Genomic DNA, 24,234 nt, shown 5'->3' with positions numbered 1-24,234 from the left:
GTGGGGAGAGAGGGCCTGGGCCATGGACCGTGGCAGCGAGCGGGACACAGCTCCCGGGCGCGGCATCGGCGACACCGCCGCGGGCCGGATTCCGCTGGCCGTGGTCGTCGTCGACCGGGCCGGGCTGGTGTCCCACTGGAGCACCGGCGCACGGCGCCTGTTCGGCGTGAGCCGCGAGGACGCCGTCGGACAGCCCGCGGCCGACCTGCTGCCCGTCTCCGGCGCCCTGCCGGAGGACCTGCAGGACGGTGCGATGCCGGACGCCTACGAGACGTACGACGGACCCGGCCCCGACCTGGAGACCTCGCTCGGCGGGCACAACGGCTACCCCACGGCCGGCCGCGCCCGCCTCTGCCCGCCCCCGCAGACGCCCGACGGCGAGCGGCTGGACGTGCTGTGGTGGGCCTACCCACTGGTCGGCCCGGACCCCGCCCGCCTGCTCGTGCTCGCCGCCGACGCAACCCGGCTGCGCGACGAACGCGGATACGACGACGAGACCGCCGAACGCGTCTCGCCCGGCTTCGCCCGCCACACCGAACTGCCCGCCTCAGACGAACTCGAACGGCGGCTGCCCGAGATCCTGCCCAACATGGGCCCGGGACTCAGCGCCCGCATCGTCGCGCAGGTCCTCGAACTCGGCTACCCGGTCCTGGAGTTCAGCCAGTACGACCGGGTGCCCGTGACCCCGTACTGGGGCGTGCCCCGCCGCCCGGGCCGCACCCGCGCCGAGGAAACCGTCGTACCGCAGCAGCGGGCCGTGGCCGTGGTCCCGGCCGGCGCCGAGCAGGACCTGGAGTACGCCGCCGTCCGCGAGCGGCTGGAGTTCCTCAACGAGGTCAGCTCCCGCATCGGCTCCTCCCTGGACCTCGGCGAGACCATCCGCGAGGTCACCAGCGCCGCCGTGCCCCGGTTCGCGGACTTCGCCGGCACTCATCTGCGCGCCGCGGTGCTGGCCGGCGAAGGCTTCCCGGACGGCCCGCCGGACGCCAGCACCGTGATGTTCCGCGTCTGGGTGGAGCACAACGACGAACCGGGCCGCTGGGACGACACCGTGCCCGTCGGCGAGGCCTTCGCCTTCCCCGAGCACACCCCGTTCTACAAGTGCATGGTCACCGGCGAGCCGGTGCTCGTCCCGAGGGTCACCGAGGAACTGTCCGAGCGGATCTCCGGCGAGTTCGAGAAGCGCGACCTGCGGCCCCTCATCGGCGGCCGGTCGCTGCTCATCGTCCCGCTCAAGGCGCGCAACGTCGTCCTCGGCTTCATGGTGCTGATGCGCCGCCCCGACCGGCCGCAGTTCGACGACATGGACCGCACCACCGGCGCCGAACTCGCCGCCCGCGCGGGCCTCGTGCTCGACAACGCCCGCATGTACACCTACCAGGAGAACGTCGCCGACACCCTCCAGGACAGCATGCTGCCGCAGGTCGCCCCGCGGATGGCCGGCTGCGACATCGCCACCCGCTATCTGCCCGGCACCCGGCTCGGCCGGATCGGCGGCGACTGGTTCGACACCATCAAACTCCCCGGCTCCCGCACCGCCCTCGTGGTCGGCGACGTCATGGGCCACGGCCTCAACTCGGCCGCGATGATGGGCCAGTTGCGCACCGCCGTCCAGACCATGGCCGCGATGGAGACCCCGCCCGCCCAGCTGTTGCGCAACCTGGACGACCTGGCCCGCAGGCTCGGTGACACCTACCTCGCCACCTGCCTGTACGCCGTGTACGACCCGATCCGCGGCGACCTGACCCTCGCCAACGCCGGCCACATCCCGCCCGTGCTGGTCCGCGCCGAGGACGGCAGCAGCGAACTCCTGGACCTGCCCACCGGGGCCCCGATCGGCGTCGGCGGCGTCCCCTTCGAGGTCACGCGGGTCAAGGTCGCGCCCGGCGACCGGCTGGTGCTGTGCACCGACGGACTGGTCGAGGTGCGCGGCTCCGACATCGGCGAGGGGCTCGCCGCGCTCTGCGAGTCCGCCGCCCACCCCGCGGCCTCCATGGACGACGCCTGCGACACCATCATCCGAGCCCTGAACACCCGCGGTGGACGCAAGGACGACGTCGCCCTGCTCATGGCCCGCCTCAACGGCATCCCCGACGAGCACGTCGCCGAGTGGCGGCTCGACGCCGACCCGCGCGAGGTGGCCCGAGCCCGCCGCCTGGTCCGTGAACGGCTCCTGGACTGGGGCCTGCCGCAGGCCGTGGAGACGGCGGAACTGCTGGTCAGCGAGGTGGTCACCAACGCCGTCCGGCATGCGGAGAGCGACCGGGTCGGGCTGCGGGTGGTCCGCACGGACGCGCTGCTGTTCGAGGTCACCGACGACGAACCGGCCCTGCCCGCCATGCTGAGCGCCGGCCCCTACGACGAGTCGGGCCGCGGCCTGCGCGTGGTCAGCCGGCTGGCCCGGGAGTGGGGCGCCAGCGCCAGCGGACACCGCAAGACCGTCTGGTTCGAGCAGGCCGTCAGCACCGGCCACTGACGCGAGCGCGGCGCGAGGGCCGCGCGCCGCACGGGGCGACCAGGGGCCGTACATCTCGTGAAGGTGGCCACCCGGCCCTTGCCCCGCCCCCGGTCCCCGCGATATTCCGATCACGGAACCGACCCGTGGGGAGAGCGCATGAACGTCTCGGAGAACTACCGCAACGCGTGGGAGAGTTACTGGCGTGAGACCTCCGACGGCCGGGGCGAGGCGATCTGGGACGCCGACCCCTCGCTGAGCGCCGCACCGCACAGCGAACTGCTCCTGGCCCACGCCGACACCGGCCGGACGATCGTCGACCTCGGCTGCGGCAACGGCACCCAGACCCGCTACCTGGCCACCCGCTTCGCCCGCGCCGTCGGCGTCGACCTCTCGCACGCCGCCGTCGAGCACGCCCGCCGCGCCGCGAACGGCGACCCCGTCGAGTTCCAGCAGCTCGACCTCACCGACACCGACGCCGTCCGCGCCCTGCACCAGCGGCTCGGCGACAGCCACGTCTACATGCGGGCCGTCATCCACCAGAGCGAACCGGCCGCGCGCCCCGCGGTGGCCGCCGCCGTCGCCGAACTCATCGGCGCCGAAGGCCGGGCCTTCGTGGTCGAACTCACCTCCGGCTCCCGGGACGTCCTGCGGCGGGCGGCGTCCGAGCCGGGCGGCCCGGGACCCAAGCTCCAGCGCGTCTTCCACCACGGCCTCAAGCCCGCCGACGCCCCCGACGAGGAGATCCCCCGGCTGCTCGCCAAGGCCGGTCTCGCCGTCCTGGCCGACGGGGAGACGACACTGCCGCAGACCGAGCACCTCGCGGACGGCACCCGCATCGACCTGCCGGCCCGCTGGTTCGTCCTCGCCAAAGCCTGACCGGACCCGTGATCGCTTCTGGGGCGAGGTCGTAGCCTGTCCGCCGCTCGGCGCGTAACGTGACGGTCCATGAAGATCCTCATCAGTGCCGACATGGAGGGTGCCACGGGCGTCACCTGGCCCGCCGACGTGCTGCCGGGGACGCCGCAGTGGGAGCGGTGCCGGTCGATGTTCACCTCGGACGTGAACGCCGCCGTGGAGGGCTTCTTCGACGGCGGCGCCGACCAGGTGCTCGTCAACGAGGCCCACTGGACCATGCGCAACCTCCTGCTGGAGCGGCTCGACGAGCGGGTCGAGATGCTCACCGGCCGGCACAAGGCGCTGTCCATGGTGGAGGGCGTCCAGCACGGTGACATCGACGGCGTCGCGTTCGTCGGCTACCACGCGGGCGCCGGCATGGAAGGCGTCCTCGCCCACACCTACCTGGCCAACCAGATCACCGGGGTGTGGCTGAACGACGTCCGCGCCAGCGAGGGTCTGCTCAACGCGCACGTCGTCGCCGAGTACGGCGTCCCCGTCGTCCTCGTCACCGGCGACGACGTGGCCTGCGAGGACGCCCTCGGCTACGCGCCCGGGGCCCTGAAGGTCGCCGTCAAGGACCATGTGTCCCGGTACGCGGCCGTGTGCCGGACCCCGGCTCGGACCGCGGCCGACATCCGCGCGGCGGCCAAGGAGGCCGCACAGCTGGCGGTCCGACAGGAACCGGCCGGTGCGGGGCCGTTCACGGTCGCGGTCGAGTTCGACGCCGAGCATCTCGCGCTGGCCGCGACGGTCGTGCCCGGCGTGGCGCGGATCGGGGAGCGGAAGGTGGCGTACACCAGCGCCACGATGTACGAGGGGATCAGGACGTTCAAGGCGGTCACCACGATCGTCTCTGCCGCCGTGGAGGAGCAGTATGGCTGACCAGCAGGCCGACGAACTGGCCCTGGCCGAGGTCGTGGAGTTCACCTCCGGCCTGATCCGCATCGACACCACCAACCGGGGCGGCGGGGACTGCCGGGAGCGGCCCGCCGCCGAGTACGCGGCCGAACGGCTGGCGGGGGCGGGCCTGGACCCCCTGCTGCTGGAGCGCACCCCGGGCCGCACCAACGTGGTGGCCCGGATCGAGGGCACCGACCCGTCCGCCGACGCGCTGCTGGTGCACGGCCATCTCGACGTGGTGCCGGCCGAGGCCGCCGACTGGACCGTGCACCCGTTCTCCGGCGAGGTCCGGGACGGCGTGGTGTGGGGGCGGGGCGCCGTCGACATGAAGAACATGGACGCGATGATCCTGGCCGTGGTCCGGTCCTGGGCCCGGCAGGGCGTGCGGCCCCGCCGGGACCTCGTCCTCGCGTTCACCGCCGACGAGGAGGCCAGCGCCGAGGACGGCTCCGGGTTCCTCGCCGACCGGCATCCCGAACTCTTCGAGGGCTGCACGGAGGGCATCAGCGAGTCGGGCGCCTTCACCTTCCACGACGGGGCGGGGCGGGAGATCTACCCGATCGCCGCGGGGGAGCGGGGCACCGCCTGGCTGAAGCTCACCGCGCGCGGCCGGGCCGGGCACGGCTCCAAGGTGAACAGGGAGAACGCGGTGACCCGGCTCGCCGCCGCCGTCACCCGCATCGGCGAGCACGAGTGGCCGCTCCGGCTCACGCCCACCGTACGGGCCGCCCTCACCGGACTCGCCTCGCTGTACGGCATCGACCCCGACTTCACCGACGTGGACCGGCTGCTGGAGAAGCTCGGCCCGGCCGCCAAGCTGGTCGAGTCGACCGTCCGCAACAGCGCCAACCCGACCATGCTGGACGCCGGTTACAAGCTCAACGTCATCCCGGGCGAGGCGGTCGCCCACGTGGACGGGCGCTATCTGGCCGGTGGGGAGCAGGAGTTCACCGCCACGCTGGACGAGCTGACGGGGCCGGACGTCGACTGGGAGTTCGCGCATCGCGAAGTCGCCCTCCAGGCACCGGTGGACGCGCCGGTGTTCGCGAAGATGCGGGCCGCTGTGGAGGAGTTCGCGCCGGGCGGGCATGTGGTGCCGTACTGCATGTCGGGCGGCACGGACGCCAAGCAGTTCTCCCGGCTCGGCATCACCGGCTACGGCTTCGCCCCGCTGAAGCTGCCCGTGGACCTGGACTACCAGGCGCTGTTCCACGGCGTGGACGAGCGGGTGCCCGTGGAGGCGCTGCACTTCGGGGTCCGTGTCCTGGACCGGTTCCTGCGGACGGCCTAGACGAATGGGGGAGCGGATGCAGAGCGCGCCGTACGGATCGTGGCCCTCGCCGATCGACGCGGCCCTCGCCGCCGCGCACGACGGGCGGCCGGACTGGGTGGGTTTCGTCGGGGACGAGGTCTGGTGGACCGAGCCCCGGCCGGCCGAGGGCGGCCGGCGGGCCCTGGTACGGCGGCGGACCGACGGCGGCGAGGAGTCGGTGCTGCCCGCGCCGTGGAACGTGCGCAGCCGCGTCATCGAGTACGGCGGCCGGCCCTGGGCCGGGGCCGTCCACGACGGCCGGCCGTTGATCGTCTTCGTGCACTTCGCCGACCAGCGGCTGTACCGGTACGAGCCCGGCGGCGAGCCCACCCCGCTCACCCCGGTCTCCCCCGTGGGCGGCGGCCTGCGCTGGGCGGAGCCCCGGGTCGACCTCGCCCGGGGTGAGGTGTGGTGCGTGCTGGAGGAGTCCACGGGGGACGGCCCCGACGACATACGGCGGCTGGTGGCCGCCGTACCGCTGGACGGTTCCGCCGCCGGCGACCGCACCGCCGTCCGCGAGCTGATCGAGCCCCGGCACCGGTTCCTCACCGGCGCCCGGCTCTCCCCCGACGGCCGGCGGGCCGCCTGGCTGGCCTGGGACCATCCACGGATGCCGTGGGACGGGACGGAGCTGCTGGTCGCCGACGTGGGGGAGGACGGCCGGCTGACGGACCCGCGGACCGTCGCCGGCGGCCCGGACGAGGCCGTCGCCCAGGTCGAGTGGTCGGCGGACGGCAGCCTGCTGTACACGAGCGACCGCAGCGGCTGGTGGAACCTCTACCGCGACGGCACCCCCCTGTGCCCGCGCGCGGAGGAGTTCGGCGGACCGCTGTGGCAACTCGGGCTGCGCTGGTTCGCGCCCCTGGACAACGGTCTCCTGGCGGTCGTCCACGGTCGCGGGCCGGCCGCGCTCGGGATACTGGACCCGGAGACCGGCGAGATCGTGGACGCCGTCGGACCGTGGACGGAGTGCGCCGCCACCCTGGCCACCCACGGCGCACGCGTCGTCACGGTCGCCGCCGGCCCGCGGACCGCCTACGAAGTGGTCGAGCTGGACATTGCCACCGGCCGTGCCCGTGCGATCGGCTCCCGGCACCGGGACCCCGTCGACCCGGCCTACTACCCGGAGCCACGGATCCGCACCTTCACCGGCTCGGACGGGCGCGAGGTGCACGCCCACGTCTACCCGCCGCACCACCCCGCCCGCACCGCGCCCGACGGCGAGCTGCCGCCGTACGTCATCTGGGCGCACGGCGGCCCCACCAGCCGGGTGCCGCTCGTGCTCGACCTGGAGATCGCCTACTTCACCTCGCGGGGCATCGGGGTCGCCGAGGTGAACTACGGCGGCTCCACCGGGTACGGCCGGGCCTACCGGGAGCGGCTGCGCGAGCAGTGGGGCGTGGTCGACGTCGAGGACTGCGCGGCCGTCGCCCGTGCCCTCGCCGACGAGGGCACCGCCGACCCCGCCCGGCTGGCCATCCGGGGCGGCAGCGCGGGCGGCTGGACCGCCGCCGCCTCCCTGACCACGACCGACGTCTACGCCTGCGGCACCATCGTCTACCCGGTGCTCGACCTCGCCAGCTGGGGACCCGGCGGGACCCACGACTTCGAGTCCCGCTACCTGGAGTCGCTGATCGGCCCGCGCGCCGAGGTGCCCGCCCGGTACGCCGAACGCTCCCCGACCGCGCACGCCGACCGTCTCACCGCGCCGTTCCTGCTGCTCCAGGGCCTGGACGACGTCATCTGCCCGCCCGCCCAGTGCGCACGCTTCCTCGCCCGGATCGCGGGCCGGGGCGTGCCGCACGCCTACCTCACCTTCGCGGGGGAGGGGCACGGGTTCCGGCGGGCCGACACCATGGTCCGCGCCCTGGAGGCCGAACTGTCCCTGTACGCCCAGGTGTTCGGGCTGGATCCGACACCGTCGGTGCCGAAGGTGGAGCTGAGCTGGTGAAGGAACTCGTACGGCCCCGGCGGCTGGCGCCGGGTGCGCGGGTAGCCGTCGTCGCCCCCAGCGGGCCGGTGCCCGAGGAGCGGCTGCAGGCGGGCCTCGACGTGCTGCGCGGCTGGGACCTCGACCCGGTGGTCGCACCCCATGTCCTGGACCGGCACCCCGAGTTCGGCTACCTGGCCGGCACGGACGCCGACCGCGCCGCCGACCTCCAGAACGCCTGGTGCGACCCCGCCGTGGACGCCGTGCTGTGCGCCCGTGGCGGCTACGGCGCGCAGCGCGTGATCGACCTGCTCGACTGGGACGCGCTGCGGGCGGCCGGACCGAAGGTGTTCGTCGGGTTCAGCGATCTCACCGTCCTGCACGAGGCCTTCGCGACCCGCCTGGGCCTCGCCACACTGCACGGGCCGATGGCGGCCGGCGTCGACTTCATCAAGAACGCGCGGGCCCAGGAGCATCTGCGGGCCACGCTGTTCGCCCCCGAGACGGTCCGCACGATCGCCTCCGGCGGTACGGCCCTCGTCCCAGGACGGGCCCGGGGCGTCACCCTCGGCGGCTGCCTCTGCCTGCTCGCCGCCGAACTCGGCACCCCGCACGCCCGGCCCTCCGCGCGTGGCGGACTGCTCTGCCTGGAGGACGTGGGCGAGGAGACGTACCGGCTGGACCGCTACCTCACCCAGCTGCTGCGCTCCGGCTGGCTGGAGGGGGTGCGCGGGGTGCTGCTCGGCTCCTGGGCGGACTGCGCGGACTACACCGAGCTGCGGGCCCTGCTGGCCGACCGGCTCGGCGGACTCGGGGTCCCGGTCGCCGAGAACGTCGGTTTCGGCCATGGGGAAGGGGCGTTGACGATTCCGCTCGGAGTCGCCGCCACGCTGGACGCGGAGGCGGGCACGCTGACGCTGGACGAGCCCGCGCTGCGCTGACCCCGTAGGCTGGCCGGATGCCGCACCCGCCGTCCCGCCCCCTCGCCGAGGGCCCGCGCGTCGCCATCCGCCCGTTCACCCTCGCCGACGGCCCCGAGTTCACCGCACGGGCCCGGGAGAGCAAGGACCTGCACCGGCCCTGGCTGTTCCCGCCGGACAACGACGAGGCGTACGCCGACTACGCCGGCCGGCTCATCGAGGACCCGGCGCGGGCCGGTTTCCTGGTGTGCGAGAAGGACAGCGGGGCCATCGCCGGCTTCATCAACATCAACAACATCGTGCGGGGCGGCTTCCAGTGCGGCGCCCTCGGCTACGGCGTCTTCGCGCACGCGGCCGGACGGGGCCTGATGCGTGAAGGGATGGAGCTGGTGATCGGGTACGCGTTCGGGCCGCTCGGCCTGCACCGGCTGGAGATCAACGTCCAGCCGGGCAACGCGGCCTCCATCGCCCTCGCCCGGGGCGCCGGGTTCCGCCTGGAGGGCTTCTCGCCGAACATGATCTACGTCGACGGAGCCTGGCGCGATCACGAACGCTGGGCCCTCACCACCGAGATGCGCGACTGAGCGGGTTCAGCCGCGCTGGTCCACGTGCTCATCAGCAGGAAGGAACCGACCGCGGCGACCTGGACGCCGCCGCGCCGGAAGCGCAGTGCCGTGCCGCCCGACAGGCGCTCGTAGAAGGGGATCGCGGCTTCGAGGTCGTCGACGCAGATGCGCAGCGAGGCGCCCAGAATCTCCATGCGTCCGAGCCTGGTTGGGGCCGCCGGGCGCACGCAGGCCCCCGGCGTTACCCGCTGTGCCCGGCGGGTACCCGCAGGGTATGGACCGTTTGGATCACCTGGAACATCTGGACAAGCATCTCGTCGAAGAGCTGGCACAGGTGGCACGCGAGACGGTACGCGAGGAGCTGCGCGAGCAGTCCCGCAAGCAGCGCCGCACCGCCATGCTCTACGCCGCGTCGGGCGCCGCCGCCCTGTACGCGGGCGGCGCGGTGGCCCTCGCCGTGGGTCTGGCCCTGGCGATCGGCCTGCCCGGCTGGGCCGCGGCGCTGATCACCGCGGCGCTCATGGGCGCGGTCGCCTACAGCCTCCGCGGCGCAGCCCACTCCGGGCACGGACCCCACGCCCCGCACCGCGTGCTCGGCGGCACTCCGCCGGCCGCCCCGCCGAGCGGCCTGGGAATGCCGTACCCCCCGATGCCGCAGACACCGCCGGACACACCCCACCACAGGGCATGACGAGGAAGGGGGCGGGGCCGCCGGCCCCACCCCCTCCTCCATCAGCCGAGCTGCGGCAGGACCTTCGTCCGGTAGAAGTCGAAGAACCCCCGCTGGTCCGGCCCGATCTGGTTCACGTACACCCGGTCGAACCCGGCGTCGGCGAACGCCTTCAACGCCGAGACGTGCTCGTCCACGTCGTCCCCGCACACCGACTTCTCCCGCACCATGTCCTCGGTGACCAGCTCGTGCAGCTGCTCGAAGTGCCGGGGCGAGGGCAGCACCTGCCCCATCTCGCCGGGCAGCAGCTCGTTGTACCAGAGCCGGTGCACCGTACGGACGCACTCGTCGCGGTCGGCGCCGTAGCAGACCTTCGTGCCGCCGCTGACCAGCTTGGCCCCGCCACCGCCCTTGCGGAACCGGGTGACCATCTCCTCCTCCGGCATCATCGTGATGTAGCCGTCGCCCACGCGGGCGGCCAGTGAGGTCGCCTTCGGGCCGAAGCCGGAGATGTCGATCGGGACGGGCTCCTCGGGGACGGTGTAGAGGCGGGCGTTCTCCACGGTGTAGTGCGTGCCGTGGTGGTTGACCTCCTCGCCGGTGAAGAGCCGGCGCATCACCTGGATGGCCTCCTCCAGCATCTCCAGGCGTACGTGCAGCGGCGGCCAGGGGTCGCCGAGGATGTGTTCGTTCAGCGCCTCGCCGGTGCCGAGGCCGAGCCGGAAGCGGCCCTGCGTCATCACCGCGCTGGTCGCCGCGGCCTGCGCCACGACCGCCGGGTGCATGCGCACGGTCGGGCAGGTCACCGCGGTCTCGATGGGCAGCGACACCGCCTGCGACAGCGCGCCGATCACCGACCACACGAACGGGCTCTGTCCCTGCGCGTCGTTCCACGGGTGGTAGTGGTCGGAGATCCACAGCGCCTGGAAACCGGCCTGTTCGGCCATCCGGGCCTGTTCGACGAGGGCTGCGGGGTCGTGTTCCTCGCTCGCCAGGAAATAGCCGTACTCGGGCATCGGGGAAACCTCCGCGCGGGCGAAGCCGGGGGGACGTGATCCGGACGCGGCCCGGGTAACCGGGGCCGGCAGCGCGAAACGCCGGTACGGCGGTGTCGGGCACGGCGGCGTTCGGGTGCTCCGACCGGCGTCCGGGTGACCGGCCCGGCGTTTGGGTGCCCCGGCCCCGGTTACGCGGAAGACCTCGGACGAGCCACACCGCCGGAGGCGCACCGTGAGCCGACCTAGCGTCGTGATCGTCGGCGCCGGTTTCGCCGGGTACCGGGCTGCCCGCACCCTGGCCCGGCTGACCCGCGACCGGGCCGACATCACTGTGCTGAACCCGACCGACTACTTCCTGTACCTGCCGCTGCTGCCACAGGTCGCCGCCGGGGTCCTGGAGGCCCGTCGGGTCACCGTGTCGCTGCCCGGCACGCTGCGCGGGGTGCGCCTGGTGCTCGGCGAGGCGGACCGTGTCGACCTGGACGCACGTACCGTGCACTACTCCGACCCCGAGGGCGGTGCGGGCACCCTCGGCTACGACCGGCTGGTGCTGGCCGTCGGCAGCGTCAACAAGCTGCTGCCGATCCCCGGCGTCGCCGAGCACGCGCACGGCTTCCGGGGGCTGCCCGAGGCGCTGTACCTGCGCGACCACGTGACCCGGCAGGTGGAACTCGCCGCCGCCGAGGAGGACCCGAGGAGCTGCGCCGCCCGGTGCACCTTCGTGGTGGTCGGCGCCGGCTACACCGGCACCGAGGTGGCCGCCCATCTGCAGATGCTCACCGACCGCCTGGTCCGCCGGCACCCGCTGCCCGGCGGGCGGCGCCCCCGCTGGATCCTGCTGGACGTGGCGCCGCGCGTGCTGCCGGAGATGGACGAGCGGCTGTCCCGTACGGCCGACCGGGTGCTGCGGGCGCGGGGTGTCGACGTCCGGATGGGCACGTCGGTGAAGGAGGCCACCCGGGACGGGGTGCTTCTCACCGACGGGGAGTCCGTCGCGTCCCGGACGCTGGTGTGGTGCGTGGGCGTACGGCCCGATCCGCTGGTGGAGGCCGTCCGGCAGCCGTTGGAGCGCGGCCGGCTGATCGTCGACCCGTATCTGCAACTGCCGGGCCGGACCGACGTGTTCGCCTGCGGGGACGCGGCCGCCGTGCCCGACCTGGAGCGTCCGGGGCAGTTCACGCCCATGACGGCCCAGCACGCCTGGCGGCAGGGCCGGGTGGCGGGGGAGAACGTGGCCGGCTCGCTCGGCCTCGGCCGGCGCCGGCGCCCGTACCGCCACCGGGACCTGGGCTTCGCCGTCGACCTGGGCGGGGTCCAGGCCGCCGCCAACCCGTTCGGCATCCCGCTGTCCGGCCCGGCGGCCGGCGCAGTCACCCGTGGCTATCACCTGGCCTCGCTGCCCGGCAACCGCGTCCGGGTCGCCGCCGACTGGCTGCTGGACGCCGTACTACCGCGCCAGAGCGTCCAGTTGGGCCTGGTACGAGCCTGGTCGGTCCCGCTGGACACGGCCTCACCGGAAGTGGCGCGGGTACCGGGCGGCCCTGAGCGGCCGGCCCTACAGGCAGGAGACGAGCTGATGACGCACAAGCCGATGCCCGAGGAACCGGCGAAGCGACAGCCGGGCGGCGAGCCGGCGAAGAACCAGCCGGGCGGCGAGCCCGCGAAGAACCAGCCCGGTGGTGAGCCCGCCGGCGCCGGTCCGGACCATCCGGCCCCCGGCCCCGTCAAGCGCACGGACCCCGCCGATCCCGCGGACCGCGCGAACGAATCCGACTGACCGCGACGGAACGCCACCGAGCGCCGTCGGGCGCGACCGGGCGTGACCGAGCGCAAGGAGACCGAGGAGACTCATGAACACCGACGAACTCGCCGAACTGGGGCAGCAGCTGCGCGTGGACAGCGTGCGGGCGTCCGCCGCCGCGGGATCCGGGCACCCCACGTCCTCGATGTCCGCCGCCGATCTGCTGGCCGTCCTGCTCGCGAACCACATGCGCTACGACTTCGAGCGCCCCGAGCACCCCGCGAACGACCGCTTCGTGCTGTCCAAGGGACACGCCTCACCGCTGCTGTACGCCGCGTACAAGGCGGTCGGCGCGATCGAGGATGGCGAGCTGGTCACCTTCCGCAAGCTCGGCAGCCGGCTGGAGGGCCATCCGACGCCCCGGCGGCTGCCCTGGGTGGAGACGGCCACCGGCTCGCTCGGCCAGGGCCTGCCGGTCGGGGTCGGCATCGCGCTCGCCGGGAAACGGCTGGACCGCACCGACTACCGGGTGTGGGTGCTGTGCGGCGACAGCGAACTGGCGGAGGGCTCGGTGTGGGAGGCCGCCGAACACGCCGGCTACGAGAACCTGGACAACCTCGTCGCCGTCGTGGACGTCAACCGGCTCGGCCAGCGCGGCCCCACCCGGCACGGTCACGACCTGGACGCCTACGCCCGCCGCTTCCAGGCCTTCGACTGGCACACCATCGAGATCGACGGCCATGACGTCGACGCGATCGACCGGGCCTACGGGGAGGCGCTGTCCACCACCGGGCAGCCCACCGTGATCCTCGCCCGCACCATGAAGGGCAAGGGCGTGGCCGCCGTCGAGGACCGCGAGGGCCTGCACGGCAAGCCGCTGCCCGAGGCCGAGGAGGCCATCGCCGAACTCGGCGGGCCGCGCTCGCTGCACGTCCGCGTGTCCGAGCCGCAGGCCGCCGCCGCGCTGCGCTCGCTCACCACCGAGGTGGTGCGGCTGCCGCGCTACGAGCAGGGCGACGAGGCCGCGACGAGGGACGCCTTCGGCAAGGCCCTCGCCGCGCTCGGCACGGCCCGTGGTGACGTCGTCGCCCTGGACGGCGAGGTCGGCGACTCCACCCGGACCGAGGAGTTCGCCAAGGCGCACCCCGACCGGTTCTTCGAGTGCTACATCGCAGAGCAGCAGCTCGTCGCCACGGCCGTCGGCATGGCCGCGCGCGGCTGGGTGCCGTACGCCTCCACGTTCGCCGCGTTCCTGACCCGCGCCCACGACTTTGTGCGCATGGCGTCGATCAGCGGTTCCGGGATCAACCTGGTGGGCTCGCACGCGGGGGTCGCGATCGGGCAGGACGGGCCGTCCCAGATGGGCCTGGAGGACCTGGCGATGTTCCGGTCCGTGTACGGCTCGACGGTGCTGTACCCGTGCGACGCCAACCAGACCGCCCGGCTGGTCGCGGCCATGGCCGGCCTGGACGGCATCCGCTATCTGCGCACCTCCCGCGGCAAGACACCGGTGATCTACGGCCCCGACGAGGAGTTCCCGGTCGGCGGCAGCAAGACGCTGCGCGCCGGCGAGGAGGACCGGCTGACCGTCGTCGCCGCCGGGGTGACCGTGCCCGAGGCGCTGGCCGCCGCCGACCGGCTCGCCGCGGACGGCATCCGGGTCCGGGTGATCGACCTGTACTCGGTCAAGCCCGTCGACGCCGCGACCCTGCACCGGGCCGCCGAGGAGACCGGCTGCCTGCTGACGGTGGAGGACCACCACCCGGAGGGCGGCCTCGGCGACGCCGTCGCGGAGGTGTTCGGCGACGGCAGGCCGGTGCCCCGCCTGGTCCGGCTCGCGGTGCGCACCATGCCGGGCTCGGCCGCGCCCGACGAGCAGCTGTACGCGGCCGGCATCGACGCCGTGGGCATCGCGGCGGCGGCCAGGATGCTGGTCGAGGAGGCGGTCGTGCGATGAGCCGGGACGACGCGCGGACCATACGCGCGGGCCGCCGCACGGTGCAGATCAAGCGGCCGGGGAAGGTGCTCTTCCCCGGCGGCGGGGGCGCGAAGGAGTACACCAAGGGCGACCTCGCCGACTACTACCGGTCCGTGGCGCCGTACCTGCTGCCGCACCTGCGGGGCCGTCCGCTGATGCTGGAACGGTATCCGGACGGACTCGACGGCCAGCGGTTCATGCAGAAGAACACCCCGGAGCACTACCCGGAGTGGATCACCCGGGCCGAGGTCGCCAAGGAAGGCGGTACGGTCGCGCACGTCGTCTGCGACGACACCGCGACCCTCCTGTACCTCGCCGACCAGGCCTGCCTCACTCTGCACCGCTGGCTCTCGCGCACCGACCGGGCCGGCGGCCTCGACCACCCCGACCGGCTCGTCTTCGACCTCGATCCCCCCGGGGACGACTTCGGCGCCGTCCGCCAGGCCGCCGCCTGGCTGCGCGGGCTGCTGGACGAACTCGGGCTGCCCGCCGCCCCGATGACCACGGGCTCGCGCGGACTGCACCTCGTCGTCCCGCTCGACGGCCGCCAGGACTTCGACGCCGTACGGGAGTTCGCCCACGACGTCGCCGAATTCGCCGCGGCACGGCACCCGGACCGGCTCACCACCGCCGCCCGCAAACAGGACCGCGGCGACCGCCTCTACCTCGACGTGCAGCGCAACGGGTACGCCCAGACCGCCGTCGCGCCCTTCACCGTCCGCGCCCGCCCCGGCGCCCCGGTCGCCGTCCCCCTCACCTGGGAGCAACTGGACGACCCAGGGCTCGACGCCCGCCGCTGGAGCATCGCCGACGCCGTCGACCAGGCGCGCACCGACCCCTGGGCCGGTCTGCCGGCCCGCGGGCGCGCGCTGGGCCCGGCCCGGAGCCGCCTCGCCGACATGCGCTCCTGAAGGTTTGGCCAGGGAATGAGGGGCCACCCGCAGGAAGAGGTGGCCATGTCGAACACACACAGCACATCGCAGTCACAGAATTCACAGAATTCCCAGAACTCCAAGAACTCGGACAGCACCGAGCAGACGCACGACACCCCACACAACGAGACGGACGCCCGGCGGCCGACCCCCATGGAGGTGCTGCGCCAGGCGCGCAGCCAGCTCGCCGAACTGACGGGACTCGTCCCGGAGACCGTGTCCTCCTTCGAGCAGACCGAGGACGGCTGGTCGCTGGAGGTCGAGGTGATGGAAATCGCCCGGGTCCCGGACACCATGAGCCTGATGGCGAGCTACCTGGTCGAGCTGGACCCCGACGGGGAGCTCACCGGCTACCGACGCGTTCGCCGATACGAGCGCGGGCGGGCCGACGCGCGCCGACCCGGCGGCTAGGCCCCCGCCCGCGTCCGGCGGCCACGCATCCGGCGTGGCCCCGACCATCCACCACTCACACGAGGAGGAGCGGCCGGCATGACCGTTGTCCCGGCACAGCAGTCCGGCGGCGGAGGCGGCACCAGCGGCCTCTACGACGTCCTGGAGCTGGTTCTCGACCGGGGGCTCGTCATCGACGCGTTCGTACGGGTCTCCCTGGTCGGCATCGAAATCCTGAAGATCGACGTCCGGGTCGTCGTGGCCAGCGTCGACACCTATCTGCGCTTCGCCGAGGCCTGCAACCGCCTCGACCTGGAGGCAGGACCCCACAAGGCCCCCGGACTGCCCGATCTCGTCGGCGAGATCACCGAGAGCGGAGCCCGCGGCAAGTCCAAGGGCGCGCTGTCCGGCGCCGCGCAGACCATATCCGACGCGTTCAAGCAGGCCCGGGAGGAAGGCGAGGCCGAGCCCCGGCGCCCCCGTAAGACCGCGGCCCGCCGGAAGGAGGAAGAGGAGTGAGCACGTACGTCTACGGCATCACCGCGCGCTCGCACCCGGCGCTCCCCGAGGGGATGACCGGGGTGGGCGAACCGCCCCGGCCCGTCCGGGTCCTCACGGCCGGAGAGCTCGCCGCCGTCGTCAGCGACGCCCCGGAGGGCCTGCGCCCCAAGCGCCGGGACCTCCTCGCGCACCAGAACGTGCTCGCCGAGGCGGGCGCGGCCGGCTGTGTGCTGCCGATGCGCTTCGGCAGCGTCTCCCCCGACGACGACACCGTCACGTCGGTGCTGACCGAGCGGGCGGAGCACTACCTGGAGCGGCTGCGCGAGCTGGAGGGCAAGGTCGAGTACAACGTCAAGGCCACCCACATCGAGGAGGCCGTCCTGCACCGCGTGATGGCCGAGAACGCGGAGGTCCGCGCCCTCGCCGAGGCCAACCGGCGGTCGGGCGGCGGCACCTACGACGACCGGATCCGCCTCGGCGAGATGGTCGCCGCCGCCGTCAAGGCCAAGGAGGCCGAGGACGCCGCCGAGGTGCAGCGCCTGCTCCAGCCGTCCGCCTCGGCGGTCAGCGTGGGCCCGGAGTCCACCGGCTGGCTGCTCAACGTCTCGTTCCTGGTCTCCCGCGAGTCGGCCGAGGACTTCCTGGCCGCCGCCGAGCGGGTGCGCAAGAGCCATGCCCATCTCGAACTGCGGGTCAACGGCCCGCTGCCGCCGTACAGCTTCGTCGAACCCGGTCCGGCCGCGCCCACGAGCGCCACGGCCGGCGCCGACGCCGGAGCGTCGTAGCGGCCGGGGCCCGGACGGAAGGAGGAGATCCGTGGGACTGATCTCGGAGGTGCTGCTGCTGCCCTTCGCACCGGTGCGCGGCAGCGCGTGGGCGATTCGGCAGCTGGTCCGGGAAGCGGAGCGGATCTACTACGACCCGGCCACCGTCCGGGCCGAGCTGGCCCGCCTCGAAGAGCAGCTGCAGGCGGGCGAGATCACCGAGGAGGAGTTCGACCGGCGCGAGGACGAACTGCTCGACCGGCTGGAGATCGCCCTGCATCACGGCGACACGACAGGCAATGGGACGTGACCATGAACCGAACGGCACTGGGCCTCGCCGTAGGGGCCGGATATCTGCTCGGACGCACGAAGAAGCTGAAGATGGCGCTCGCGGTCGGCTCCCTGGCCGCCGGGAAGAAGATGAACCTCAGCCCGCGGGCGCTCGCGGACCAGCTGAACCGGCAGCTGCTGGACAACCCGCAGTTCAAGGAGATCGGGGACCAGCTCCGCCAGGACCTGCGGGGCGTCGGCAAGGCGGCCACCGGAGCGATGGTCGAGCGGCAGATGAACTCGCTCGCCGACCGGCTGCACGGCCGTACGGCGCAGGTGCGCGACCAGTTGTCCGGAGTCGTGCCGACCGGCTCCGACGAGGAGCGGGACGAGGACGAGGACGAGGAGCAGCAGGAGCAGGAGGAGAAGCGGGGGGAGCGAAAACAGCCCAGGGGGGAGGCCCGGGGCGACGCGGACGAGGCGCCCCGGAAGAAGACGGCAAAGAAGCCGTCGAAGAAGGCCCCGGCGAAGAAGGCTTCCGGCGGGACGACAGCCGGAAAGGCCCCGGCCAAGAAGGCGGCGGCCAAGAAGACGGACGCGGCCCGCGAGACGGCCGCGAGGAAGACGGCCGCGGCCGGCGGCGCCGCACGGAGCGCCGGCTCCCGGCAGTCGAAGGGCGGCGATGACCGATGACCGACACCCTCGGAAGAGTGACCTCCAAGGCGGGCCGGGCCACGGGCGCGGCGGCCCCGCTGGCCGGGCTCGCCCGCAGCGAGGCCGCCGACCGGCTGAAGGAAGAGGCCCAGGAGTACCTGAACGCACAGGCCCAGCGGCTGCTGGCCGGGATCGGCCGCAAGCTCGGCGAGACCACCGGCAAGCTGAACGACATCGCCGAGGGCAAGAGCCCGGGCTTCGCCAGACTGGCACTGGAGGGCGGGCGCAAGCTCGCCGAGGGCAAGGGACCGGTGCGCTCCGCGCTGGAGCTGGGCGCCTCCCAGGCCAAGGAGAAGGTGCTGGACACCGTGCGCGGCCTCGGCGGCAGCAAGGGCAAGAAGGGCGGCGCGGGCAAGAAGCCCACCGTCATCATGGAGTCCGTCGACGTCGGCGTACCGCTGCGCACGGCCTACGACCAGTGGACCCAGTACCAGTCCTTCTCCACCTTCGCCAAGGGCGTCAAGAGCGCCAACCGCGCCGACGACACCCAATCCGACTGGCGGGCCAAGGTCTTCTGGTCCACCCGGAGCTGGAAGGCGAAGACGACCGAGCAGATCCCCGACTACCGCATCCAGTGGACGTCGGAGGGCGCCAAGGGCACCACGAAGGGCGTGGTCTCCTTCCACCGGCTGGAGGAGAACCTCACCCGGGTCCTGCTGGTCATGGAGTACTACCCGACCGGCCTCTTCGAGAAGACCGGCAACATCTGGCGCGCCCAGGGCCGCCGGGCCAGGCTGGACCTGAAGAACTTCGCCCGCTTCATCACCCTGAAGGGAGAGGCGGAGGACAGCTGGCGCGGCGAGATCCGCGACGGCGAGGTGGTCCGCAGCCACGAGGACGCCCTCGCGGAGGAGGAGCCCCGGGCGGAGGAAGAGGAAGGCGAAGAGGAAGAAGAGGGCGAGGAGAGAGAAGAAGAGGAAGAGGAGCCCTACGAGGACGAGTACGAGGACGAGGCCGAGGAAGGCGACGAGGCCGAGGAAGGCGACGAGGACTCGTACGAGAACGAGAACGAGAACGAGGAGGCCGAGGACGAGGAGGCCGAGGACGAGGAAGGCGAGGAGGAGTACGAGGGCGAGGCCGAGGAGCCCGCGGAGGACGAGGAAGGCGAGGAGGAGTACGAGGAAGAGGAGCCTGAGTACGCCGAGCGCGGGAGCCGTCGATGACGACACCCGGCCGCTTTCCCGAGCCCTATGGCCAGGGCTCGGGGGCGAACCTCGCCGACATCCTTGAGCGTGTACTCGACAAGGGTGTCGTCATCGCGGGGGACATCAGGATCAACCTGCTCGACATCGAACTGCTCACCGTCAAACTGCGGCTCATCGTCGCCTCGGTCGACAAGGCCAAGGAAATGGGCATCGACTGGTGGGAGAGCGACCCGGCCCTCTCCTCCCGGGCCCGCCGCGACGAGCTCACCCGGGAGAACGCCGAGCTGCGAGAACGGCTCGCCCGGCTGGAGGAACTGGAGCCGGGCCGCGCCCCGAAGGAGGCACCATGACGACCGGACTGCGGTACGTGTACGCCGTCTGCCGCCCCTTCGGGACGCCCTTGCAGGCCGAGTTGCGGGGCGTCGGCGGCGCCCCGCCGGCGCTGCTGCACCACCACGGGCTGGTCGCGGTGGTCAGCACGGTCCCGGAGGCCGACTTCTGCGAGGAGGCGCTGAAGACCCACCTGGAGGACCTGGACTGGCTGGCCGCGACCGCCCGCGCCCACCAGGGCGTGGTCGACGCGCTCACCACGGTCACCACCCCGCTGCCGCTGCGGCTCGCCACCGTCTTCCGCGACGACAGCGCCGTCCGCATGATGATCGAGGCCCGCGAGGAGGACTTCCGGCGTCTGCTCGACCGGCTGCACGGCCGCGTGGAGTGGGGCGTGAAGGTGTATCTGGAACCCGAGCCCGCCGAACCCGAGCCCGCCGCCGCGGCACGGCCGGCCAGCGGGCGGGACTATCTGCGCCGGCGGCGCCAGCACAGCCATGCGCAGGAGGAGAAGTGGCAGCGGGCCGAGCGGTTCGCCCACTGTCTGCACGAGCGCCTCGCCGAGCGCGCCGAGGATTTCCGGATGCATCCTCCGCAGAACTCCGCGCTCTCCGGAACGCCGGGACGAAATGTGCTCAACGCGGCCTATCTGGTGCCCCGGGCGCATTCCGAGGAGTTCGTGGAAATGGTCGACCGGACCAAGGACGAGGCACCCGGAATCCGGGTGGAACTCACCGGCCCGTGGGCCGCGTACTCCTTTTCCGGTGAGGAATCGGCAGCGGAACCGAGCGTGGAATCGGGGGAGGGGCGGTGACCGTAGTCGAACGCCGCGAGATCGCGCTGGTCGACCTCCTGGACCGGCTGCTGGCCGGCGGAGTCGTCATCACCGGCGACATCACCTTGCGCATCGCGGACGTCGATCTCGTCCGCATCGACCTGAACGCGCTGATCAGTTCCGTGAACCAGCAGGTCCCGTCGCCCTTCGAGGAGCTCCTATGACCGCGCGGCAGCGCCGCAACCGGCTGGACCTGGAACCCGACACGGTCGAACGCGACCTGGTCAAGCTCGTGCTGACCGTGGTGGAGCTGCTGCGCCAGCTGATGGAGCGGCAGGCCGTGCGCCGCTTCGACACCGGTGAGCTGACCGAGGAGCAGGAGGAGCGGATCGGGCTCACCCTGATGCTCCTGGAGGAGCGGATGGCCGAGCTGCGGGACCGGTACGGACTGCGGCCCGAGGACCTCAACCTGGACCTCGGACCGCTCGGACCGCTGCTTCCGCGCGACGGGAACTAGGAAATCCGTGCATCAGGCTTCTTTCCGGCACAGAATTTCCCCGTGCAGGACCGCGAACCAGCCGTCCTCCCGCCGCCCCCAGTCCCGCCAGGCCCGCGACACGGCCCGCAGTTGTTCCGCGGTCGCGTGCCCTCCCCGTGTGGCCCGGTCGGCATAGTCGGAGGCGAGGGTGCGGTCCGCCCACAGACCGCTCCACCAGGCCCGCTCCTCGGGCGTGGCGAACGTCCAGGTGCTGGAGCCGGCCGTGACCTCCCTCAGGCCCGCGGCGCGTGCCCAGGCCGTCAGCCGGCGCCCGGCGTCGGGTTCACCTCCGTTGGCCCGGGCCACCCGCTCGTACAGGTCCAGCCAGTCGTCCAGGCCGGGCACCGCCGGATACCAGGTCATCGCCGCGTAGTCCGCGTCCCGTACGGCGATGAACCCGCCCGGCTTCGTCACCCGGCGCATCTCGCGCAGCGCCCGCACGGGGTCGCCGACATGCTGGAGCACCTGGTGGGCATGGACCACGCAGAAGGTGTCGTCCGGGAAGTCCAGGGCGTGGACGTCGGCCACCGCGAAGTCGACGTTCGTCAGACCGCGGCCGGCCGCGGTGGCCCGGGCCTGCTCCAGGACGCCGGGTGCCCGGTCGACGCCGGTGACCCGGCCGTCGGGGACCAGTTCCGCCAGGTCGGCGGTGATGGTCCCGGGCCCGCAGCCGATGTCCAGGATCCTCATGTGGGGTTTCAGCACGCCGAGCAGATAGGCCGCGGAGTTGGCGGCGGTCCGCCAGGTGTGCGATCGCAGCACCGACTCGTGGTGCCCGTGCGTGTAGACGGCGGTCTCCTGCGCTTTCGGCATGGCGGAACCTCTTCACCCTCGTCGGCGTCACCGGCCGGACCCGTCCGCCGGTACGGCTCAACCGTACCGCGGGTGCGCCGAATGATGAGACCAGGGTTTCATCATGTGGACAGAGGGGGCTGCCTCACGTGCCTCGACGGGTGGCCGGAAGAGGGCGGTAGACCGTCAGGGCCTCCGGCAGCTTCTCCAGGGTCATCTCGCCCGACACCGCCGTCACCTCACCGTCGTACGCCAGCGGGGTGCCCGGGGCGATACCGGTCAGCCGCAGCCGGTTCACCTGGACCGCCGCGTGCCCGGGCGACCGGGTCAGCGGGCCCGCGACCGCGGCGGTGAGCAGCCGCAGCGCGGGCCTGCGGCTGCCGTGCACGACCCGCACGTCCAGCAGGCCGTCCGCCAGATCGGTACGGCGGCCCGGCGTGAGACCCATGCGGTGGTAGACGCCGTTGCCGACGAAGAGCAGCCACAGCGGCCGGCGTTCACCGCCCAGCTCCACCTCCAACGGGTGTCGCCCGGCACGCAGCACGCGGAGCGCGCCGAGCACCCCGGCCGGCCAGCCGCCGATCCGGTGCGACCAGCCGTCCCGCGCGCGCACCAGCTCCGGGTACACGCCGAGGCTCAGCGTGTTGAGGAACACCCCCTGGGCGTCTCGGGTGGTGAACCGGACCGCGTCCACCCGGACCGCCTCGCCGTGCCGGACCGCCTCGGCCAGCTGGCGTTCGTCCTCCACGCCCAGGTCGTAGGCGAAGTGGTTGAGGGTGCCGCCGGGCAGCACGGCGAGCGGCAGACCGTGCCGCAGCGCCACCACGGCCGCCGCGTTCACCGTGCCGTCGCCCCCGCACACCCCGAGCACCCGGGCCCGGGCCGCCGCCTTCTCCAGTTCGTCCTCGACCTCCTCCGGCGCGCACTCGACGATCTCCGCCCTCGGCAGCGCGTCGTGCAGCGCCCGCACCCGGTCCGCCGTCCCCGACGCCCGGTTGGCGACCACCACCAGACCGTCACCCTCGGGCAGCGCCGGGACCCCGGCACGCGGCCGGGCGGGCCGCCGGATCTGGGAGCGGGTCGGCACCAGGCGCCGTACCAGGAAGGCGGCGCCCGCGCCGAGCGCCGCCCCGGCCAGTACGTCGCTCGGGAAGTGCACCCCCGTGTACACCCGGGACATCGCCACCGAGAACGCCACCGGTGCCACCGCCGCACCCCACGCCGGGGACTCCAGGGCGACGCCGGTCGCGAAGGCGGCGGCGGACGCCGCGTGGCCGGACGGGAAGGAGGTGGTGATCGGCTGCCGCTTCAGCTGCCGCACCAGCGGCACCGGGTCCAGCACCGGCCGGGCCCGGCGCACCGAGCGCTTGCCGAGCGTGTTGATCGTCAGCGAGGCCAGGCCGAGCGAGACCAGACCGCGGGCCGCCGCCCGGCGGGCCCGGGGGGTGCGGCTCGCGGCCATCGCGGCGGCCGTCGCGAACCACAGCACCCCGTGGTTCGCGCTGCGGCTCAGGCGGGGCAGGACGCGTTCGGCGCCGGGCCAGTGCCAGGCTGCGGCGGCCTCGAAAAGGCGGCCGTCGAGGTCGAGCAGCGTACGCAGCGGGGCGCGGGCGGCGGTCGCGGGGGTAGTCAGGTCCACGTCGGGGCTCATGGGGTGCGCTTACCCTGAAGGGCCCGTTTCTTGTCCCCGTGCGCCGGCCGCCGGCCCGGTGCGAGAGGAGAACCCCGGATGCGTCTGCTCCTCGTCCGCCACGGCCAGACCCCGTCCAACCTGAACCACCTGCTGGACACCGCCGTGCCCGGCCCGGGGCTGACCCCGCTCGGCGAGGCGCAGGCCGCCGCGCTGCCCGAGGTCCTCGCCGGCGAGGACATCGAGGCGCTCTACGCGTCCACGCTGGTCCGCACGCAGCTCACGGCCGCCCCGCTGGCCGCCGCCCGCGGCCTGGAGGTCATCGTCCGCGACGGCATCCGCGAGCTGTCCGCCGGCGACCTGGAGATGCTGCCGGGGCACACCCCGCAGGGCGAGCGGTATCTGCGCACGGTGTTCGCCTGGGCCGCCGGGGACACCGCGCTGCGCATGCCCGGCGGGGAGAGCGGTGAGGAGGCCCTGGCCCGGTACGACGCGGTCGTCGCCGAGGCCGCCGCGAGCGGCGCCCGGTGCGTCGCCATGGTCAGCCACGGCGCCGCGATCCGCGTCTGGACCGCTGCCCGCGCCGCCAACGTCGACGTCACCTTCGCCGCGGCCCGTCCCCTGGAGAACACCGGCGTGATCATCCTGGAGGGCTCCCCGACGGACGGCTGGAAGGCCCTGTCCTGGGAGGGCGCCACAGTGGCACCGGCGGGCGAGGGCGGCCCGGCGGGCGAGGCGCTGGGCCCGACGGGGTAGCCGACGGGTCGCCCGGCGTGGGGGCCGACGAGGGCCGGTCGGCGCGGGGCCGAGCGGTGCAGCCACGGTGACGCATGGTCGCCGTGGCGCCCGGCGTCGTGCCCTGCGGTCCGCACGGCTTCCCCCGGCGGTCCGGGAGCGGCGGCCGAAGCCGCGATGGCGCCACGCGCCTGCCGCGAGGTCCGGCACCACCGTGCCCGCGTGCCGTCGTGCTGTCTCGCCGGGCCGGCTCTGCGGTGCCCGCGTGCCGCGGTGCTGTCTCGCCGGGCCGGCTTCGCGGTGCCCGCGTGCCGCGGTGCTGTCTCGCCGGGCCGGCTTCGCGGTGCC

25 protein-coding genes and 1 pseudogene are annotated in these 24,234 nt (G+C 73.4%); 22 read left to right on the top strand and 4 right to left on the bottom strand.

Annotated features, from left to right (window positions below; translation table 11 throughout):
• Window positions 1–22 precede the first annotated feature (22 nt).
• From AB0L21_RS29485 to AB0L21_RS29455, 7 genes are all read left to right on the top strand, one after another.
• Window positions 23–2,476 (top strand): SpoIIE family protein phosphatase, encoded by a 2,454-nt coding sequence (locus AB0L21_RS29485; RefSeq protein WP_365787476.1) that lies wholly within the window; start codon window positions 23–25, stop codon window positions 2,474–2,476.
• Window positions 2,477–2,614: 138 nt separating this feature from the next.
• Window positions 2,615–3,334, top strand: coding sequence for a class I SAM-dependent methyltransferase (locus AB0L21_RS29480; RefSeq protein WP_365787474.1), 720 nt, complete (start codon window positions 2,615–2,617; stop codon window positions 3,332–3,334).
• 69 nt (window positions 3,335–3,403) lie between these two features.
• The gene (locus AB0L21_RS29475) at window positions 3,404–4,237 is read left to right on the top strand and encodes a M55 family metallopeptidase (protein WP_365706881.1); all 834 of its coding nucleotides are present in this window, start codon (window positions 3,404–3,406) and stop codon (window positions 4,235–4,237) included.
• Entirely contained in the window at window positions 4,230–5,546 is a 1,317-nt protein-coding gene (locus AB0L21_RS29470) for a M20/M25/M40 family metallo-hydrolase (RefSeq protein WP_365706883.1), read from the top strand. The genes AB0L21_RS29475 and AB0L21_RS29470 overlap by 8 nt, the downstream gene beginning before the upstream one ends.
• Window positions 5,547–5,550: 4 nt before the next feature.
• Window positions 5,551–7,518, top strand: a complete 1,968-nt coding sequence (locus AB0L21_RS29465; RefSeq protein WP_365787472.1) for an LpqB family beta-propeller domain-containing protein — start codon at window positions 5,551–5,553, stop codon at window positions 7,516–7,518.
• Entirely contained in the window at window positions 7,515–8,438 is a 924-nt protein-coding gene (locus AB0L21_RS29460; RefSeq protein WP_365706887.1) for an LD-carboxypeptidase, read from the top strand. Before AB0L21_RS29465 ends, AB0L21_RS29460 begins: the two co-directional genes overlap by 4 nt.
• Window positions 8,439–8,455: 17 nt before the next feature.
• On the top strand, window positions 8,456–9,001 hold the full coding sequence (locus AB0L21_RS29455) for a GNAT family protein (RefSeq protein ID WP_365706889.1): 546 nt from the start codon (window positions 8,456–8,458) through the stop codon (window positions 8,999–9,001).
• Window positions 9,002–9,027: 26 nt separating this feature from the next.
• Here the strand turns inward: AB0L21_RS29455 and AB0L21_RS29450 are convergent.
• Window positions 9,028–9,177: pseudogene (locus tag AB0L21_RS29450) on the bottom strand (VOC family protein); the annotation flags it as partial.
• Between the two features lie 80 nt (window positions 9,178–9,257).
• Here AB0L21_RS29450 and AB0L21_RS29445 point away from each other — a divergent pair.
• On the top strand, window positions 9,258–9,674 hold the full coding sequence (locus AB0L21_RS29445) for a phage holin family protein (protein ID WP_365787470.1): 417 nt from the start codon (window positions 9,258–9,260) through the stop codon (window positions 9,672–9,674).
• 41 nt (window positions 9,675–9,715) lie between these two features.
• Here AB0L21_RS29445 and AB0L21_RS29440 read toward each other — a convergent pair whose 3' ends face one another.
• A complete protein-coding gene (locus AB0L21_RS29440; protein ID WP_365787468.1) occupies window positions 9,716–10,669 on the bottom strand; it encodes an LLM class F420-dependent oxidoreductase in 954 nt (317 codons plus the stop codon).
• 214 nt (window positions 10,670–10,883) lie between these two features.
• Between AB0L21_RS29440 and AB0L21_RS29435 the strand changes: the two genes are divergently transcribed.
• The 13 genes from AB0L21_RS29435 to AB0L21_RS29375 all read left to right on the top strand — a co-directional run bounded on the left by AB0L21_RS29435 (window position 10,884) and on the right by AB0L21_RS29375 (window position 20,708).
• Window positions 10,884–12,428, top strand: coding sequence for an NAD(P)/FAD-dependent oxidoreductase (locus tag AB0L21_RS29435; protein ID WP_365787466.1), 1,545 nt, complete (start codon window positions 10,884–10,886; stop codon window positions 12,426–12,428).
• A gap of 73 nt (window positions 12,429–12,501) precedes the next feature.
• Entirely contained in the window at window positions 12,502–14,349 is a 1,848-nt protein-coding gene (locus AB0L21_RS29430; RefSeq protein ID WP_365787464.1) for a transketolase, read from the top strand.
• A complete protein-coding gene (gene ligD / locus AB0L21_RS29425; RefSeq protein WP_365787462.1) occupies window positions 14,346–15,281 on the top strand; it encodes a non-homologous end-joining DNA ligase in 936 nt (311 codons plus the stop codon). The genes AB0L21_RS29430 and ligD overlap by 4 nt, the downstream gene beginning before the upstream one ends.
• A 45-nt stretch (window positions 15,282–15,326) precedes the next feature.
• A complete protein-coding gene (locus AB0L21_RS29420) occupies window positions 15,327–15,713 on the top strand; it encodes a gas vesicle protein (RefSeq protein ID WP_365706902.1) in 387 nt (128 codons plus the stop codon).
• A 78-nt stretch (window positions 15,714–15,791) separates the two neighbouring features.
• Window positions 15,792–16,211, top strand: coding sequence for a gas vesicle structural protein GvpA (locus AB0L21_RS29415; RefSeq protein ID WP_365706904.1), 420 nt, complete (start codon window positions 15,792–15,794; stop codon window positions 16,209–16,211).
• Window positions 16,208–16,978: a GvpL/GvpF family gas vesicle protein gene (locus tag AB0L21_RS29410; RefSeq protein WP_365787460.1), complete on the top strand. Its 771-nt coding sequence runs from the start codon at window positions 16,208–16,210 to the stop codon at window positions 16,976–16,978. Before AB0L21_RS29415 ends, AB0L21_RS29410 begins: the two co-directional genes overlap by 4 nt.
• A 31-nt stretch (window positions 16,979–17,009) precedes the next feature.
• On the top strand, window positions 17,010–17,267 hold the full coding sequence (locus tag AB0L21_RS29405; RefSeq protein ID WP_365706908.1) for a gas vesicle protein GvpG: 258 nt from the start codon (window positions 17,010–17,012) through the stop codon (window positions 17,265–17,267).
• 2 nt (window positions 17,268–17,269) lie between these two features.
• Complete coding sequence (locus AB0L21_RS29400; protein ID WP_365706910.1) at window positions 17,270–17,920, top strand: DNA primase; 651 nt, start codon at window positions 17,270–17,272, stop codon at window positions 17,918–17,920.
• Window positions 17,917–19,104 (top strand): SRPBCC family protein, encoded by a 1,188-nt coding sequence (locus tag AB0L21_RS29395; protein ID WP_365787458.1) that lies wholly within the window; start codon window positions 17,917–17,919, stop codon window positions 19,102–19,104. The genes AB0L21_RS29400 and AB0L21_RS29395 overlap by 4 nt, the downstream gene beginning before the upstream one ends.
• On the top strand, window positions 19,101–19,436 hold the full coding sequence (locus tag AB0L21_RS29390) for a gas vesicle protein (protein ID WP_365706914.1): 336 nt from the start codon (window positions 19,101–19,103) through the stop codon (window positions 19,434–19,436). The genes AB0L21_RS29395 and AB0L21_RS29390 overlap by 4 nt, the downstream gene beginning before the upstream one ends.
• Window positions 19,433–20,230, top strand: coding sequence for a GvpL/GvpF family gas vesicle protein (locus tag AB0L21_RS29385; RefSeq protein ID WP_365787455.1), 798 nt, complete (start codon window positions 19,433–19,435; stop codon window positions 20,228–20,230). The genes AB0L21_RS29390 and AB0L21_RS29385 overlap by 4 nt, the downstream gene beginning before the upstream one ends.
• Entirely contained in the window at window positions 20,227–20,415 is a 189-nt protein-coding gene (locus AB0L21_RS29380) for a gas vesicle protein (RefSeq protein ID WP_014676017.1), read from the top strand. Before AB0L21_RS29385 ends, AB0L21_RS29380 begins: the two co-directional genes overlap by 4 nt.
• Window positions 20,412–20,708, top strand: a complete 297-nt coding sequence (locus AB0L21_RS29375) for a gas vesicle protein K (RefSeq protein WP_365706918.1) — start codon at window positions 20,412–20,414, stop codon at window positions 20,706–20,708. The genes AB0L21_RS29380 and AB0L21_RS29375 overlap by 4 nt, the downstream gene beginning before the upstream one ends.
• 12 nt (window positions 20,709–20,720) lie before the next feature.
• Here AB0L21_RS29375 and AB0L21_RS29370 read toward each other — a convergent pair whose 3' ends face one another.
• Complete coding sequence (locus tag AB0L21_RS29370) at window positions 20,721–21,542, bottom strand: class I SAM-dependent methyltransferase (protein ID WP_365787453.1); 822 nt, start codon at window positions 21,540–21,542, stop codon at window positions 20,721–20,723.
• Between the two features lie 124 nt (window positions 21,543–21,666).
• Window positions 21,667–23,172, bottom strand: coding sequence for a phosphatase PAP2 family protein (locus AB0L21_RS29365; protein ID WP_365787451.1), 1,506 nt, complete (start codon window positions 23,170–23,172; stop codon window positions 21,667–21,669).
• 78 nt (window positions 23,173–23,250) lie between these two features.
• Between AB0L21_RS29365 and AB0L21_RS29360 the strand changes: the two genes are divergently transcribed.
• A complete protein-coding gene (locus AB0L21_RS29360) occupies window positions 23,251–23,907 on the top strand; it encodes a histidine phosphatase family protein (RefSeq protein ID WP_365706924.1) in 657 nt (218 codons plus the stop codon).
• Window positions 23,908–24,234 lie beyond the last annotated feature (327 nt).

This window comes from Streptomyces sp. NPDC052721 (assembly GCF_040678315.1).
Lineage (GTDB): Bacteria > Actinomycetota > Actinomycetes > Streptomycetales > Streptomycetaceae > Streptomyces.
This window is presented reverse-complemented; position numbering and strand designations above follow the sequence as displayed.